The sequence below is a fragment of the Bradyrhizobium macuxiense genome (assembly GCF_007993935.1).
In the GTDB taxonomy this organism is placed as follows: Bacteria; Pseudomonadota; Alphaproteobacteria; order Rhizobiales; family Xanthobacteraceae; genus Bradyrhizobium; species Bradyrhizobium macuxiense_A.
This window is the reverse complement of record NZ_VITY01000001.1, coordinates 856,391-869,846: the sequence shown is the minus strand read 5'-3', so window position 1 is coordinate 869,846 and position 13,456 is coordinate 856,391. Positions and strand designations below refer to the sequence as shown.

The 13,456-nt window shown below is 63.7% G+C and carries 8 protein-coding genes; 7 read left to right on the top strand and 1 reads right to left on the bottom strand.

The genetic code is table 11. The features are described 5' to 3' along the window. Positions 1-143: 143 nt before the first annotated feature. Positions 144-1,694 carry a glucosamine inositolphosphorylceramide transferase family protein gene (locus FBZ93_RS04145; protein WP_146984661.1) on the bottom strand — a complete coding sequence of 517 codons (1,551 nt, stop codon included), beginning with the start codon at positions 1,692-1,694 and terminating at the stop codon, positions 144-146. Between the two features lie 205 nt (positions 1,695-1,899). Here FBZ93_RS04145 and FBZ93_RS04140 point away from each other — a divergent pair, with 205 nt between their 5' ends. From FBZ93_RS04140 to FBZ93_RS04110, 7 genes are all read left to right on the top strand, one after another. Beyond that, positions 1,900-3,033, top strand: coding sequence for a GNAT family N-acetyltransferase (locus FBZ93_RS04140; protein ID WP_146984660.1), 1,134 nt, complete (start codon positions 1,900-1,902; stop codon positions 3,031-3,033). A 110-nt stretch (positions 3,034-3,143) separates the two neighbouring features. Continuing rightward, the gene (locus tag FBZ93_RS04135) at positions 3,144-4,412 is read left to right on the top strand and encodes a glycoside hydrolase 5 family protein (protein ID WP_208763953.1); all 1,269 of its coding nucleotides are present in this window, start codon (positions 3,144-3,146) and stop codon (positions 4,410-4,412) included. An 11-nt stretch (positions 4,413-4,423) separates the two neighbouring features. Continuing rightward, the gene (locus tag FBZ93_RS04130) at positions 4,424-5,413 is read left to right on the top strand and encodes a glycosyltransferase family 2 protein (RefSeq protein WP_167528907.1); all 990 of its coding nucleotides are present in this window, start codon (positions 4,424-4,426) and stop codon (positions 5,411-5,413) included. Positions 5,414-5,464: 51 nt separating this feature from the next. Beyond that, complete coding sequence (gene galE, locus FBZ93_RS04125; protein WP_167528923.1) at positions 5,465-6,475, top strand: UDP-glucose 4-epimerase GalE; 1,011 nt, start codon at positions 5,465-5,467, stop codon at positions 6,473-6,475. A gap of 407 nt (positions 6,476-6,882) precedes the next feature. Further along, positions 6,883-9,018: a glycoside hydrolase family 16 protein gene (locus FBZ93_RS04120; RefSeq protein ID WP_167528906.1), complete on the top strand. Its 2,136-nt coding sequence runs from the start codon at positions 6,883-6,885 to the stop codon at positions 9,016-9,018. 152 nt (positions 9,019-9,170) lie between these two features. Next, positions 9,171-11,843: a type I secretion system permease/ATPase gene (locus FBZ93_RS04115; RefSeq protein WP_146984656.1), complete on the top strand. Its 2,673-nt coding sequence runs from the start codon at positions 9,171-9,173 to the stop codon at positions 11,841-11,843. Next, positions 11,830-13,257, top strand: a complete 1,428-nt coding sequence (locus FBZ93_RS04110) for an HlyD family type I secretion periplasmic adaptor subunit (RefSeq protein WP_146984655.1) — start codon at positions 11,830-11,832, stop codon at positions 13,255-13,257. Before FBZ93_RS04115 ends, FBZ93_RS04110 begins: the two co-directional genes overlap by 14 nt. The last annotated feature ends 199 nt before the right edge of the window (positions 13,258-13,456 follow it).

Below are 13,456 nucleotides of genomic sequence, written 5' to 3'. Positions count from 1 at the left end.
TTCCAGCTAGCCTGTGATGAGGAGGATTGCTGATGCCGCTGCCCAGTGGAAGCGCGATAGATGATTAGCTCTTTGTAGTTATTCGCTTTGTGCCTCCGCGGAATGGCTCTGCATCACCGACGCCGCCCTGCAATGAGTTCTGTCTAGCCGAAACCGGCCGATACCGAGGACCAGGCGGGTTGCCGTTCGACAGAGGCTGAAACCGCAGCCGAGAACGGCTCACAGGTGGCCGTGACCTCCCGCAATTGCCCCACGCGACCGAACACGTCGATCACCTCAAGGCCGGAGCTGCGGTTGTAGGTGTGGCAGCCGAAGCCCTTGGCTCGAATGACACCGACCGGGGCTTGGGCGAATTCCGATGGCCCGAGCGCATCGATCCGGCAGAGCGTTACCGCATCGCCGTAACCGCGCGAGCAATTCTGGACCGGGCGCAGGATCTGGCCACGGTGCTCGATGAAGGCGCCTGCAGGACGGCTGAGCGAGGCGTCGATCAGGATGGGATTTGCGGCATGGGGGACCCAGGCCCCGGTCAGGCTTTCCGCGCTGTAGATATCGAGCATGTCCCATGACGAGGATCGCCACCGTCTGGGGCTGACGAAGAACCACGGGTGGCCGTCGCGAAACAATGGCGTGCAGTCGTAGGCCTCGACGCGGTCGATCAGGCACGCTTCCCGGGCCCACCGGTAGGGGAATTCGATTGCACGATAGAGGCTGACATTTCTCGCCGCCCCGGATTCCGGGATCATCCAGATCTGTCCGTCACGTTCGAACACAAAGGGATAGGAGAGATGGTGCGCTTCCTCCAGGACGATCCGCGGCTCGCCCGCAGTGCCGTCGCGGTTTGCCGTGACGACGGCAATGCATCCGCGCTTTTTCCTGTGGGAGTACTGCTCGACAAAGATGAAGGTCTGCCCTCGATGGCTGAACGGAAACGGGTCGGCCAGATAGCTGTCGGCATCCGCAGCGAGCATCTTGAAGACGGCTTTGCCCCGGTCGAGCAGGCTTTTCCCCTCGTCGAGGCGCCAGCCGACGCCCCACATCCGGCCGCCCTTCGCAATGATATTCAGGAGACGCGCGGCCTTCGATGCGATCGTGCCACCTGCCCATCTGAGGGCCGCAGAGCCGCCGGGAAGCCCGCTTGTCCGTGGGCGGGCGGCCTCGGATGCAACTGACCGCTTGTCCTCGCGCACGGCCTTGAGGATCAAGAGGACGGCGCATGAGAGGGTGCCATCAAGGGTCACCGCGAGCACGTCGCGGTCTGCGCTGGCGGGGCGCGCAGCCCACGGGCTCCAGGGGCACGTTGTATCGTGCAGTTCGACAAGCAGGTCCTCGCCGTTCGCCAGCGCGGCCATCGCCCCGATTTCGCCGGCGATTCCGTTGAAATGCGGTGTGAGCACGCGCCGTGCATTGGTAACGGGTTTCTCGCCGCTGAGATTGATGACGACATCCGGTGTGCTGGACGAGGGCGCCAGTGCCCGAAGCGCGGCCGGCACGGAATCGGTGGCGCCATCTTCGCGAACGCCGTAGACCAGCCGTTCGAGTTCGAGCAGCAAGCGGCAAATCCGCGGCATCGGGTGGCGATCGGACCCGAACGTGCATGAGACTTCGTTGCCGGGCACTTCGGCAAGCGCCTCCGCCAGCCATAGATGCCAGCGCAGCAGCCGCGACGGATCAAGATGCAGGCAAACGCGCATTCACGCCCCGAGCCCGTTCAGTTCGTTGCCCGCCGTGACCGCGGGACTTTGCGGGAAGGCAGCGCCGATCGATCCGTCGGCACGCGGCCACGCCAGGGCGATCGGCCGCAAAACTATGCCCAAACAGCGCCCGGATGTGTGATGTCAGGCGGGGTAACCCCTCGGGGACGTTGCGCCTGGCCGGTCAGCAAGGTCATTTGGGCGCATGAATGTGGGCTGGCAGCCGTCAAGAAATGGATCGATTTCCGCGTATCGGTGCTCACCGAGTGCCGAACTCTGCGGGCCGTGGGACGAGTTGATTGCGCGCGTCGATGGCAATGCATTCATGCATCCTGCGGCGTTGCTTGCCGCCGCCGATACCGGTTTTGCCGACATCCACGTTCTGATCGCATGGGACGAGGGGATGAACCCCCGCTGTCCGGTTGGCTTTTGGGCCCTGTGCGAAAGGCGCAATTTGCCTGCGACGCCCGCATTCCTGGAAGCCATCCCCATTTACGCGTCCACCTCGAATGCTGTGATCGACCGTGCCCGTGCCGACGAAGTGATGGCCGCGTTTTTTGACGTGATCAGGCACGATATCCGCTTGCCCAAAATCATCCGGTTGCGGTCTTTCGAAGCCGACCCGGTCGTCTATCCGGCGATGCTCCGCCAGCTCGAGGGCGTGGGTCAGCACCGAGAGCTTGTTCGCGTCGAACGCCCGTTCGCCGATCGGTGCTCAGGGATCAAGAAGTCGGGTGCGACCCGCAAGAAGCTGCGCCAGGACTGGAATCGGCTGTCTGCGACAGGACAGGTGGAGATCGTGAACGGCCGGACGGCCCCCGAAGCGGAAGCGGCGTTCGAGGTCTTTCTCGCGCTCGAGGCGGCGAGCTGGAAGGGCAAGCAGGGTACAGCGCTGCTGTGCGACGCCGGCGATGCACAGTTTGCCCGCCGGCTGATCCGAAACCTCGCCGCACACAATCTCGCCTCGGTCGCCTTGCTGTCCGTCGACGGCGTTGCGATCACTGGGCAAGTCCTGATCTACAGCGGTCGCAAAGCCTATACGTGGAAGACCGCTTTCGATGCATCCTACGCGCGCTTTTCCCCAGGGGCGCTGCTGATCAGCAAGATCACGGAGGCCCTGCTTGAATCAGGTCAGGTCGCCGCGATCGACTCATGTGCGTCGGCGGATGGGATCATGGCGCAGCTGTGGACCGGCCGACGCACCATGGTCGATGCACTGATCGATGTTCACATGTGCAGCTCACGGGCGTTCGCGATGGAGGTGGTGCGGCACATCGACTGCCTGCAATTCGGCAGCGTGGGTAGCCGAATGTGGCATGCAATCCAGCAATCCGAGTGATGCGCGGGTGCAGCGCGTCACGGCCTCCGAGCCCTTCGGAGCGCGATGCCGAAGGGAGTAACCCTTCGGGGAAGTTGCGCTCGGCTGCGCGCAATAGTCACGTGGAGGGCATGATTGTTGGATGGAAACGGGCGAAAGACAGGCTGCGCGACACTGGACTGCGCGTACTGGTGTTTGCCTTGCTGTGTGCCCCCACGATCGTCAGCGCGGCCGACGGTCAAGCAGCAGACAATCCGCCGTCAACGCCGTTCGTCAAGACCGAGGGAACGCGCTTCACGGCGGGCGGCAAGCCGTTCTTCGTGACCGGCGTGAACAACCACTATCTCACCTTCGGCTCGGAGGCCGAAGTCACCCGCGTGCTCGACGACGCGGTGGCGATGGGCGCCAACGTGGTCCGCACCTTTCTTCAGCCCGTCATCGGTTCGCTTGACGGCAGCATGGCGACGATCTGGCAGTGGCGGATGAAGGCCGACTCCAGCGATCTCGGCGTCAAGGGGACCTTTCTGATCTATTGGGACGATCGCGAAGGCGGGATGGCCTTCAACGATGGTATCAACGGGATGCAGAAGGTCGATTTCCTGATCGCCGAAGCCAGCAAGCGACACCTGAAGCTGATCATCGCGTTCCTGGACTTCTGGGACTATACCGGCGGTGCTCAGCAGATGCGGGCCTGGTATGGCAGCCAGGACAAGTCCGGCTTCTTCTTTCGCGACCGGCGCACGCGGCGCGACTACATGAGCTGGGTTCGCCATGTCGTGCAGCGCGTCAACCCCATTACCGGGATCGCCTACCGCGACGATCCGGTGATCATGGCCTGGGAGTTGATGAACGAAGGCAATGCGAATCCGGAGAGCCTGCGGCTCGCCTGGACCACCGAGATGTCGGCCTACGTCAAATTCCTCGATCCCAATCATCTCGTCAGTTCAGGAAACGCCGGCAATGCCGCCGTTGCCGACAAGCTGTCTGATCTGACGATCGCCACCCTCGATTACGGGACCTGGCATGGTTATCCGCTCTACTACAATCTGACGACTCAGCAATTCGGCGACACCATCACCGAGTTCTGCCAGATCGCGGCGCGCGTCAACAAGCCCGTCCTGCTCGAGGAGTTCGGCTACGCCCGCTCCAACGCGGATTCCGCTTCAGCTTACACCATGTGGCTCGACAAGCTCGAGCGCGATCCCAATTGTGCCGGCTGGCTGGTCTGGCGCCTCGTGTCACGTCAGGACAGCGGGCGCTTTCCCGCCGACGAGCACGACCAGTTCGATATCCGCAATGACGGAAGCGCGATCTGGAACGTCTTCAAGGCGGCGACAGCGCGGGCGACGCAGTCCCGGCAAACCAACCGGGCTTCGGACAGCGGGCGGGCGGTGCGATGACCGATGCATCCGTGGTGATCTGCGCGCACACGCTCGACCGCTGGGGCGAATTGCAGCGGGCAGTAGCGTCGGTCCGCGCCCAGACGCGCGCTCCTAAGGAAATCATCCTGGTGATCGACAACAACGAAGCCTTGCGCGCGCGTGCCGCGCGGGAGATCGGCGGCGTCACCGTTCTCGCCAATGCCGGACAACCGGGCCTGTCCGGTGGCCGCATGACAGGAACGGAGCACGCGACGGCGCCGGTCATCGTCTTCCTGGATGACGATGCCGCTGCCGACCCGTGCTGGCTCGAGGACCTGCTTGAGGCCTACCGGGATCCAGCGGTGCTGGGGGCGGGGGGACCGGTGCTGCCGCTGTGGCAAGCACCGCCGCCTTCCTGGTTTCCTGCCGAGTTCGGCTGGGTCGTCGGCTGCACCTATGCCGGCATGGACGTGCAGGACGGGCGCATCCGCAATCCGATCGGCGCCAACATGTCGGTGCGTGCCGACGTGTTGCGCAGCGCCGGCGGCTTCACATCGGACCTCGGACGTCGCAAGTCCGGATTTTCGGTCAGCGGCCGCGCGAGGTTTGGCGGCAAGGCCGAGAGCTGCGAAGAGACCGAACTGTGTATCCGGGCCTCGCGCCTGTACCCCGGCGGCTACTTTGCATATCGGGAACGTGCGCGGGTGCACCATGCCGTGCCGGCGCAACGCACCACGTGGACGTACTTCGTGCATCGCTGCCTGATCGAGGGCACCGCCAAGGCGGTGTTGAGGAATATCTCGGGGTCCGGCGACGGGCTCAAGACCGAGCAGCGCTACGTTCGCGAAGTGTTGCCGCGCGCCGTGGCGAGCGAACTCATGGCGGCGATGCGCGGCAAATTCGACTCGGCGCGGCGGGCCGGGGCGATCATCGCCGGCCTTGGCCTTACCGCGTTTGCCTACACCACGACACGGCTCGGCGGGATGGCCGACGCCTTGTCACAGCAACTGTCGTCGCGCGCCCTGATCCGGAGATCCTAGCGCGGGGACCGCATTGCACGAAGAGCCTGTTGGACCGACACGGTGACTGACATGATCTTGCTGACTGGAGGCGCCGGCTACATCGGGACCCACGTCTGCATCGCGCTGCTGGATGCGGGGTTCGATGTCGTGGTGATCGATAATCTCTGTAACAGCAACCGCGCCGCTCTCGAGCGCGTCGAAGCGATTTGCGGACGACCGCTCGCGTTTTGCTGCGACGACATCCGCAATGAAGACGCGATCTACCATGTCCTTCGCACCTATGGCGTGACCGCGGTCATCCATCTTGCGGGCCTGAAGGCCGTTGGCGATTCCAACGTTCATCCGATGACCTACTACGACAACAACGTCGTGGGAACGATGCGGCTGGTGTCGGCAATGAAACGGGCTGACGTCAAGACGCTGGTCTTCAGCTCGTCCGCTACCGTCTACGGCGCGCCGGCCTATTTGCCGCTCGACGAACGGCATCCGCTGGCGCCGACAAACCCGTACGGCCGCACCAAGCTCTTCATCGAAGAGATGCTCAAGGACCTGCATCGCTCCGAGGACGATTGGCGCATTGGCATCCTGCGCTATTTCAATCCGGCCGGTGCGCATGAAAGCGGCCTGATCGGCGAAGACCCGATCGGCGTTCCGAACAATCTGGTGCCGCTGGTTGCGCAAGTCGCGATCGGCAAGCGCGCGAAGCTCAGGATCTGGGGCGACGATTACGATACGCCTGACGGCACCGGCATCCGGGATTTCATTCATGTCGTCGACCTTGCAGCCGGTCATCTCAGCGTGTTGCGCCACCTCGAGCAGCCCGGCGTGTTCACGGTCAACCTGGGGACGGGAAGCGGCAGCAGTGTTCTTGAGGTCGTTCGCGCCTTCGAGGCCGCGAGCGGCAGGTCAATTCCGTATGAGATCGCGGAACGCCGGACCGGCGATGTCGCAATCTGCTGTGCCGATCCGACATTTGCGCAACGGACGCTGGATTGGAAATCAGCCCGGTCGCTGGCGCAGATGTGCGCCGATCATTGGCACTGGCAGCTGATGAACCCTGACGGATATCGTCACGTCTAGCTTCGCGCGCGGCCGGACCCGCCCGCCGCACAGCGCGACTCAGGGCGGCGGCGACGATGCCGATGATCTCGCCGCGCGCGCTGTCGAGAATGAAATCCCAATCGAACTAAGGCGTCAGCGCCAAAATATTGTGTGAATAAGGCGCGCAACGGCCGCAAACGCCTGTGTGAAAGCTCATTCGAAGCCATTTTTCGCCATACTTGATTATTAACCAATCGCCCAGCAGTCGAAGGGGCGTACCTCAAAATCTCCACTGCGTTGGAATGTGCCCGCGCCATCGCGTGCGGCGGGCATGCGGTATGTCGCGCGGTTCGCGACAGTGGAATGGTCGCGCAGTTCGCGACAGTGGTATGTCGCGCGGTTCGCGACAGTGGAATTCTTCGTTCAATCTTTGGAAGGAACATGGAATGGCCCTGGCCGCGCCAGCAGGTTTCACGTCGAGCAATCTCGTCTACGAGGAGAACTTCTCCGGGACGACACTGGACAATTATTGGCACAACTACATCACCAGCCGCGCCGCCAGCGGTTGGGCGTGGAATAGCAATGGATCGGGCGGCAGCGGCCCGGGCGGCGCATACGACGCCGATTACGAGATGCCGAGCCAGGTGGCCGTGACTAATGGTCTCCTCGATCTCACGGCGATCAGGCAGCAGGTCAGCGGCATCAATCAGGGCACCGCACAGACGTTTCCGGTCACGTCCGGCGCCGTCAGCAGCTATGGCAATTTCGAATTCGACGGCGGTTACCTTCAGATCAGCATGAAGGCGCCGAGCGGCGACGGTGCTTGGCCGTCGCTGTGGCTGATGCCCGGCGCCGGCTCGAACAGCGGCGACAATTTCGAGATCGATATCCAGGAGGGGGGATATACCGGCAATGGGCCGGCTAACCAGGCCTTCACCTGGCATCTTCACACCCCCTCAGGGACGGTCGGCGGCACGGTCGACACCGGCGTCGACCTCACGGCCGGCTTCCATACCTACGGCATCAATTGGGTGCCAGGCCAATCGATGACCTGGTATCTCGACGGCAAGCAGATTGCGACCGTGACCAGCGCGCAGGTCCAGATTCCGAACGAGCCGATGCAGCTGATCATGAGCAATCAGGTCGCGAACTCTAACGCGGCCGGCTGGCATACTGTGCTCGATAGTTCGACGCCCTCGTCGATGCCGATGCAGATCGCCGAGGTCCAGCTCTATCAAGCCGCCGGCGGCGGCGACACGGTCACTGGCGCGAACGTTACTCCTTCGACGCCACCGACCCAGCCGACCACACCACCGGTCCAGCCGGCGGTGACGCAGGTTGCGGCTTCGCCGGGGACGGGCGTCGAAAATGTTGGCGATACCGTGACATTGACGCTCGGGTTCAACGAGGCCGTGAACGTCGCTGGCACGCCGACGTTGACGCTCAACGATGGCAGCACCGCCGCCTATGTCGGCGGTTCGGGGACCAGCACGCTCACCTTCAAAACGACCGTTGCGTCGACCAACACGGCGACGTCGGCCCTTGCCGTGACCGGGGTCACCCTTGCGGGCGGCGCGAGCATCAGTGACGCAAGCGGCGTTGCCGCAAATCTTGCCGGTGCGGTGAAGACGTTCGCCGGCCTCCAGATCAATCCGACGAGTCCTACGCCACCGACCCAGCCGACCACACCACCGGTCCAGCCGGCGGTGAGCCAGGTTACCGCTTCGCCGGGGACGGGGACCGAGCATTTGGGCGCCACCGTCACATTGACGCTCGGCTTCAATGAAGCGGTGAACGTCGTCGGCACGCCGACGCTGTCGCTCAATGACGGAAACACCGCCACCTATGTTGGCGGTTCGGGAACCGGCACGCTCACCTTCCAAACGAAGGTCGCGTCGACCGATACCGCGACGTCGGCACTCGCGATCACCGGGGTCAACCTTCCCAGCGGCGCGAGCATCAGCGATGCCAGCGGCGCCGCCGCCAATCTTGCCGGCGCGGTGAAGACCTTCGCCGGTCTCCAGATCGATCCGACGAGCGGTACGCCATCAAATCCGACGCCGTCAGTCGCGCCGGTGCTTTCGATCGCGGATACTTCGCTGACGGTGAACGGAAGGGGCGGGACAGTCGACTTGGGCGTCAGCGTGAAGACCGCCGATCCCAATGACGCGGTGAGCGTCAACATCACCGGGCTGCCGAGATACGAGTCCATCACGGACAATCTCGATGGCCGCACCTACCGCGGAAGTAACATCACGCTGACCGCTGCGCAGGTCGACAGCGGCTTGACGTTGCAGTCGAACTACCGGGGAGGCGGCCATCCGGTCGCCACGCTCACGTTCACGGCGAGCGGAAAGGACCCCACCACGGGCTCCGTCACGACGTCGACCTCGCAGAGCATCACGGTGACGGATCCTCGGCCGGCGACGACCACGCACACGGCATCGGCGGCCGATCGGAGTTTTGCGCTGCTGAATCAATACCTGGCGGGCCACAACGGCACCGGCGGGCAGTTCGTCGCGACCAATGCGCAGGGAGGGCGCTGGGGCGAAGAGGCGTTTCTGACCAGGCCGCAGCATTGATGCGGCTGTCCACCCGGCGTGCCGCGCCGCCGATCTGCGGCGCGGCACGAACTTTACGACGCCGGGCAACGAGGCTGTCTCGTTCTTTGTGAATGCATGAAAGGGAATTTGTCGAAGCCGGTCGTGTGACCGTAGAACGGTTGAGTTGATTGATGGCGATCCAGAATGGAAATGCCGATGCCGCAGAGCTCGGGCTCAGAGCCCTGGCCCTGTTTTTGCGACTTCATGGTGTGAATGCCGATTCCGACAAGATCCGTGATCTTTGCGGGAGCAGGGCGACCAGTGTCCGCGGAATGCTTCGTTGCGCCGGCGAGTTCGGCCTCAAGGCGGGTTCGTGGACGACGGATTGGACCCAGCTTGCGAAGATCCGGCTGCCCGGAATTGCTGCCTTGCAGGATGGCGGATTCTTGCTGCTCGGAAAGGTCGACGGCAACGAAGCGCTGGTGCTGCATCCAGCTTCGTCGCAACCGAAGCGCCTCACGCGCGCCGAATTCGAGGCCATCTGGGACGGCCGTCTGATCTCGACCGAGTCGCGGCACGCCGCGCGCCGGGTGCTTCATCCCTTCACCGGTTTGGGCGTCCGCGGGCGCAACGTGATGCAGCATCTGCGCGAAAGGCTGACGAGATACGTCCGCATGCTTTCGATGCCGGTTCGTTGGTCCAGCCGCCGCGATAGTGCCGCTGAGGCGACCCCTGTCCAACAGGGCGACGGCGATGAATCCGGTGCAATGGCGCTTGCGGTCTTGCTGCGGTGTCACGGGATCGCCGCCGATCCGGATCAGATTCGACACCGGGTTGGCACCGACCGCCTTGGCGTCACCGACATCATACGCTGCGCCAGGAATTTCGGGCTGAAGGCCCGGATGCAACGAACGGACTGGAACCGGCTTGCGGTGACGCCGCTCCCGGGGATCGCCGTGCTGCGCGACGGCGGCTTCCTGATTCTCGGCAAGATCGTCGACGACAAGCTGCTTGTTCAGCGCCCGTTGGTTCCCCAGCCCGAGATGATGGGGCAAGCCGAACTCGAGGCCATCTGGGACGGCGACATCATTCTGATGACGCGTCGTGCGGCGCTGACCGATACTTCCCGGCGCTTTGACATCAGCTGGTTCGTCGGGGCGGTCCACAAGTATCGGCGCCTGCTCAGCGAAGTGCTGGTCGCATCGTTCTTCCTTCAGATATTTGCGCTGGTATCGCCGCTGTTCTTCCAGGTGGTGATCGACAAGGTGCTGGTGCACCGCGGCATGAGCACACTCGACGTGCTGGTCACCGGCCTTGTCGTATTGACCGTCCTGGAGACCATTCTCGGCACGCTGCGTGTGCATCTGTTCGCGCATACGACCAACCGCATCGACGTCGAGCTTGGCGCGCGGCTGTTCCATCATCTGATGGCGTTGCCGATCGCCTATTTCCAGACGCGCCGCGTCGGAGACTCAGTGGCGCGGGTTCGCGAGCTCGAGAATATCCGTCAGTTCCTGACCAGCTCGGCGCTCACGCTGGTGATCGATCTGGTGTTCACCTTCGTGTTCCTGGCGGTGATGTTCTATTACGCGACGTCGCTGACGTTCATCGTGCTCGCGTCATTTCCGTTCTACATCGGTATCTCAGCCTGCGCTGCGCCGCTGTTCCGTCGGCGTCTCGACGAGAAATTCGATCGAGGCTCGGAGAACCAGGCGTTCCTGGTCGAGAGCGTCGCCGGCGTGGAAACGCTGAAGGCGATGGCGGTCGAGCCGCAGATGCAACGCCGTTGGGAGGAGCAGCTCGCCGCCTATGTGGCTGCGAGCTTCCGCGTGCTGAGCCTGAACAACACGGCGAGCCAGTCGGTCCAGATGATCAACAAGCTGGTGGCCGCGGCAACGCTCTACTTCGGCGCTCGCCTCGTGGTCGACGGTGCGCTGACGGTCGGCGAGCTCGTCGCATTCAACATGCTGGCGACGCGCGTGAGCATGCCGGTGCTTCGGCTTGCGCAGCTCTGGCAGGACTTCCATCAGGCCCGCCTGTCGATCGATCGTCTCGGCGACATCCTCAACACCATTCCCGAGCCAAGCTCCGGTCCCGGCCGGGCCGCGCTGCCGGAGATCCGCGGTCACGTCACATTCGAGCATGCGACGTTCCGCTATCGCATGGACGGTCCCGAAGTGCTGCATGACGTGTCGTTCAGCGTCGATCCCGGGCAGGTGGTCGGCATCGTGGGCTCGTCCGGCTCGGGCAAGAGCACCATCGCGAAGCTGATCCAGCGTCTCTACGTGCCGGAAAGCGGACGCGTGCTGGTCGATGGCGTCGATCTTGCGATGGTCGATCTGGCCTGGCTGCGCCGTCAGATCGGCGTCGTGTTGCAGGAAAACGTGCTCTTTAACCGATCGATTCGTGACAATATCGCGCTCGCCGATCCGGCGATGCCGATCGAGCGCGTCATCGCGGCGGCTTCGCTCGCCGGCGCTCACGACTTCATCCTGGAGCTGCCCGAGGGGTATGACACCGTCGTGGGCGAGCGCGGTAGCAGCCTTTCCGGCGGACAGCGCCAGCGGATCGCGATTGCCCGGGCGCTTGTCACCGACCCGCGCATCCTGATTTTCGACGAGGCCACCAGCGCTCTCGACTACGAGAGCGAGCGCGCGATCCAGCAGAACATGAAGCGGATTTCCGCCGGCCGCACGGTCTTCGTGATCGCGCATCGGCTCTCCACCGTACGTCACGCAAACCGCATCATCTCGATCGAGCACGGTCGCCTCGTCGAGGACGGCAACCATGATGAGTTGATCCGTTCCAATGGGCGGTATGCGAGGCTGCACCAGCTGCAGGCGGGGCTCCATGACGCTCGCTAGCCGAAACATCATCCCGTTTCCGAAGGCCGAGGTTCGCCGCCGCCAGCACGAGATCGCATTTCTCCCTGCGGCCCTCGAAATCACCGAATCGCCGCCGTCGCCGATCGGTCGCGCCATCGGGGCGAGCATTATCGCCGCATTCTGCCTCGCGCTGGTCTGGTCGTGGTTTGGTCACGTCGATATCGTCGCAACGGCGAGCGGCAAGATCGTGCCTGGCGGGCGCACCAAGCTCATCCAGCCGTTCGAGATGGGTGTCGTGCGTGCGATCCATGTCCGCGACGGCCAGAGCGTGAAGGCCGGCGAGGTCCTGATCGAGCTGGACCCCACGATGACCGGCGCCGATCAGGAGCGTTACCGGAGCGACCTGCTGGCCGCGGAGCTCGAGGTGGCGCGGCTTCGGGCGGCGCTCGCCAGCGATCCGCTCGCTGCATTCCAGCCGCCGCAGGGCGCAACTGCGGCCGATATCGAGCTGCATCGCCAGTTTCTGATCAGCCAGCGCGCGGAGCAGCAAGCCAAGCTTTCCGAGATCGAACGCCAGCAAGGCCAGAAGGAGGCGGAGCGGTCGACCATTGCGGTCAATGTCGCGAAGATCCAGGCCACCATACCCGTGCTCACGGAACGGGTCGAAATCCGGAAAACGCTCCTCGACAAGGCGCTCGGCTCGAAGGTCACCTATCTGTCGGAGTATCAGGACCTGGTCGGCCTCCAGCAGGATCTGATCGTGCAGCAGAGCCGGCTGCGCGAAGCCGACGCCGCCATGGCCTTGCTGAAGGAAACGCGGGACAGGGCGGATGCTGAATATCGACGGTCCACCTACGACGCGCTCGCAAAGGCGGAGCAGAAGGCCAAGAGTGCGGCGCAGGAGGTGGTGAAGGCCGAGCAGCGGACCAAGTTTCAGCAGTTGACCGCGCCGGTCGATGGCGTCGTGCAGCAACTTGCCGTTCATACCGTGGGGGGCGTGGTTTCGCCCGCGCAGGCACTGGCGGTCGTGGTCCCGAGTGATAGCCATCTCGAGATCGAAGCCATGCTCTCCAACCGCGATATCGGATTTGTTCATCCGGGACAGCGGGCGGCGATCAAGGTCGATACGTTCAACTTTACGCGCTACGGGCTGCTCGATGGCGAGGTTCTCAGCGTATCGTCGGACGCCATTACCCGCGACAAACCCCAAGGCGCGTCGAATGACCGGACGCCGGGAGGCGGGCAGGGCGGCAGCGAGCCACGAGGGCAGGAGCTGGAATACGCCGCGCGCGTTTCTCTCGACCGCACGCAGATGCAGGTGGAGGACAAGCTGGTCAAGCTCGGTCCCGGCATGGCGGTGACGGTTGAGATCAAGACGGGCCGGCGCAGGATCATCAGCTATTTGCTTTCGCCGCTCGCCAGTCATCAGCAGGAAGCGTTGCGCGAACGCTAGGGTGTGACGAACCTGGATCGCGTCGCTTTGGCCACGCGCGCATCTCACCTCTCCCAAGGGAGAGGTGGATCGTCGGTGATGTCGCTTGCGCCAACAGCGACCATCTTTGTGCAACCGCAGCAAATGCCGCGAAGGGCCAATAGGCGACATGCGATAATCGAGATGCGCTCGGGGTGAACCTGGCCATTGGATCGCGCGT

Excerpts from the sequence above, each read along its gene's own strand:
- FBZ93_RS04145 (WP_146984661.1), bottom strand. The coding sequence starts at position 1,694 with ATGCGCGTTTGCCTGCATCTTGATCCGTCGCGGCTGCTGCGCTGGCAT.
- FBZ93_RS04140 (WP_146984660.1), top strand. The coding sequence starts at position 1,900 with ATGAATGTGGGCTGGCAGCCGTCAAGAAATGGATCGATTTCCGCGTAT.
- FBZ93_RS04135 (WP_208763953.1), top strand. The coding sequence starts at position 3,144 with ATGATTGTTGGATGGAAACGGGCGAAAGACAGGCTGCGCGACACTGGA.
- galE (WP_167528923.1), top strand. The coding sequence starts at position 5,465 with ATGATCTTGCTGACTGGAGGCGCCGGCTACATCGGGACCCACGTCTGC.
- FBZ93_RS04120 (WP_167528906.1), top strand. The coding sequence starts at position 6,883 with ATGGCCCTGGCCGCGCCAGCAGGTTTCACGTCGAGCAATCTCGTCTAC.
- FBZ93_RS04115 (WP_146984656.1), top strand. The coding sequence starts at position 9,171 with ATGGCGATCCAGAATGGAAATGCCGATGCCGCAGAGCTCGGGCTCAGA.
- FBZ93_RS04110 (WP_146984655.1), top strand. The coding sequence starts at position 11,830 with ATGACGCTCGCTAGCCGAAACATCATCCCGTTTCCGAAGGCCGAGGTT.